Annotated in this window: 3 protein-coding genes; 1 reads left to right on the top strand and 2 read right to left on the bottom strand. The window is 76.4% G+C overall.

Going from position 1 to position 2,814, the window contains the following annotated elements:
• Window positions 1-486: tRNA (adenosine(37)-N6)-dimethylallyltransferase MiaA (gene miaA, locus ACTUAL_RS22390; RefSeq protein WP_440901618.1), on the bottom strand; the 486-nt coding region annotated here is incomplete at its 3' end.
• Window positions 483-1,196, bottom strand: a complete 714-nt coding sequence (locus tag ACTUAL_RS22385) for a hypothetical protein (protein ID WP_096492056.1) — start codon at window positions 1,194-1,196, stop codon at window positions 483-485. The genes ACTUAL_RS22385 and miaA, both read right to left, overlap by 4 nt.
• A 181-nt stretch (window positions 1,197-1,377) precedes the next feature.
• Between ACTUAL_RS22385 and ACTUAL_RS22380 the strand changes: the two genes are divergently transcribed.
• Window positions 1,378-2,724, top strand: a complete 1,347-nt coding sequence (locus ACTUAL_RS22380) for a DUF349 domain-containing protein (RefSeq protein ID WP_096492057.1) — start codon at window positions 1,378-1,380, stop codon at window positions 2,722-2,724.
• Window positions 2,725-2,814: the final 90 nt, after the last annotated feature.

The raw sequence follows: 2,814 nt of genomic DNA, 5'->3' as shown, positions 1-2,814 counted from the left end.
CGCCCGCACCACGCGCCGGGTGTTGCCGGACAGGATCGCGCCCGCCGCCACCGGGTCCAGCGCGGCCAGCCGCTCGTGCAGCGCGCCCGCGCCGACCACCGCCAGCTCGTCCTCCAGCCGCGCCCGCACCGCCGCGTCCGTGCCGGGGAACTCCAGCTCGTCCAGCACCGCCTGCACGTACAGCCCGGACCCGCCCACCAGCACCGGCGTCCGGCCCCGCGCCAGCAGCGCCTCCACGGCCGCCCGGCCGTCCCGCTGGTAGGCGGCCACCGACGCGGACTCGGTCACGTCCAGCACGTCCAGCAGGTGGTGCGGCACGCCGCGCCGCTCGGCCTCGGTCGCCTTGGCCGTGCCGATGTCCATGCCCCGGTACAGCTGCATGGAGTCGGCGTTGACGACCTCCCCGCCCAGGCGCAGCGCCAGCTCCACGGCGAGGTCGGTCTTGCCGGTGGCGGTGGGCCCTACGACGGCGATGGGAACGGTCACGCCCCAGTGTCCCAGAGCCCCCGCTCCCACACGGCCAGGTGGTAGCCGACCCCGAACGGGGCGTCGAACCACGACCGCGCGCAGCGCCACGGCCCCGGAACCCCCGCCAGCACCTGCCAGGCGGCCCGCCCCTGCGCGCCCAGCTCGCGCGCCAGCTCCGGGTCCAGCGCGGCCAGCGCCGCCGGGTCCGCGCCCGCGAGCGCCGCCCGCACCGAGCCGTCGAACCCCGCCGCCCGCTCGTCCGGCCGACCGACGGCCCGCTCGCCGTGCCGGTGCGACCCGTCGCCCAGCACCAGCAGCGCGCCCTCGGGGGCCGAGGCCAGCCCCGCGCCGAGCGCCGCGCACTCGTCGGCGGGCAGGTCCGGCGGCACCAGCACCACCCGCACGCTCCGCGCGCCCACCCGCTCCCGCAGCCACCCCGCCACGAGCGCGGGCAGCGGGAGGTCCGGGTCCACCTCGCCGGTCGCGTCATCCGACAGGGCGATCCGCACGTCCACGCCGAAACCCCCGAACGTGCCGCCCGCGCCGGAGAGCTCGCGCACCGGACCCGGCGCGACCCCCACCGCCACCCACTCGGCGGAGCGCGAGGCCAGCTCACGTGCCCCTGCCAGGCACGCGGCGCGCACCGGCTCCGTCTCGGCGACCGCGCCGCCCACCAGTTCGGGCACCAGCAGCGGAGGGTGCGGCACCACCGCGACGCGGGAGATCATGGTTTTGACGTTACCCATCTGCCACCACCAGTACCGGGTTCGGCCCTGACCTGTTTGAATGCGCGCGGGGTACCGAGGCTGCACTGAACCTGCGGTACCCGGGTGCTGGGCCCCGCCCTCAGGGCGGGGCGCCCGTGGTCGGCACGGGCACCGAAGTGGGCAGGCGAGGAGGAAGCCGGCGATGACGGAGCACGAGACGACGACCCCGGAGACCACCGGCGGGACCGGTGCGGACGCGGTGGTCGAGCAGGTGCGGGTGGAGGGCGCGCCCGCGGCGCAGGCCGCGGCCACCCCGCCGGTCCCGGTGGCGTCGGACCACCCGGAGCGCTGGGGGCGCGTGGACGCGGAGGGCACCGTCTACGTCAAGACCGCGGACGGCGAGCGCGCCGTCGGTTCCTGGCAGGCGGGCGAGCCCGCCGAGGGGCTGGCGCACTTCGCCCGGCGGTTCGACGACATGCGCACCGAGGTCGAGCTGCTGGTGACGCGGCTGGCGTCGGGCAACGGCGACCCCAAGCACGCGCAGACCAGCGCCAAGCACGTGCGGGACGGCCTCGCCGACGCCGCCGTGGTCGGCGACCTGGCCGCGCTCGCCGCGCGGGTCGAGTTCGTCCTGGCCAAGGCCGACGAGGCCATGGAGGCGGCCAAGGTCGCCAAGGACGAGGCCAGGGCCGCCGCAGCCGCGCGCAAGCAGGCGCTGGTCGAAGAGGCCGAGGTGCTCGCGAACGAGTCCACCCAGTGGAAGTCCGCTGGTGACCGGCTGCGCGCCATCCTCGACGAGTGGAAGACCGTCCGGGGCGTCGACCGGAAGACCGACGAGGTGCTGTGGCGGCGGTTCTCGAAGGCGCGCGACGCCTTCAACCGGCGCCGGGGCTCGCACTTCGCGGACCTCGACCGGCAGCGCGGCGTGGCCAAGGCGCGCAAGCAGGAGCTCGTCGAGGAGGCGGAGAAGCTCATCGCCTCCGACGACTGGGGCCCCACCGCCGGTCGCTACAAGGAGCTCATGGTCGAGTGGAAGGCCGCCGGGCGCGCGCCCAAGGAGGCCGACGACGCCCTGTGGCAGCGCTTCCGCGCCGCGCAGGACGCGTTCTTCTCCAAGCGCTCCGAGGCCTTCAACGAGCGCGACGCGGAGTTCTCCACCAACGCGAAGCTGAAGGAGGAGCTGCTCTCCGAGGCCGAGCAGATCGACCCCTCGGGCGACCTGGAGTCGGCGCGGCAGCAGCTGTACCGCGTCCAGGAGCGCTGGGACGCGATCGGCAAGGTGCCGCGCGAGCGCATCCGCGAGCTGGAGGGCAAGCTCCGCACGATCGAGGAGCGGGTCAGGGGCGCGGTCGACGCGCAGTGGCGCCGGTCCGACCCGGAGGCCGAGGCGCGCGTGGCCCAGTTCCGCGAGCGGGTCGAGCAGTTCGAGGCGCAGGCCGCCAAGGCCAAGGCCGCCGGTGACAAGCGCCGCGCGGAGCAGGCCGAGGCGCAGGCCAAGCAGTGGCGCGAGTGGCTCGCGGCGGCCGAGCAGGCCGTGGCCAGCCGCTAGTCGCCCGAGCGCGGGAAGAGGGGGTGGTCCCCGGCCCGGTGCCCCCCCGCGTCGCGCCAGGGACCCCCGGTGGGGCGCGCAGGCCCCCGC

It is taken from the genome of Actinosynnema sp. (assembly GCF_052038725.1).
This window is presented reverse-complemented; position numbering and strand designations above follow the sequence as displayed.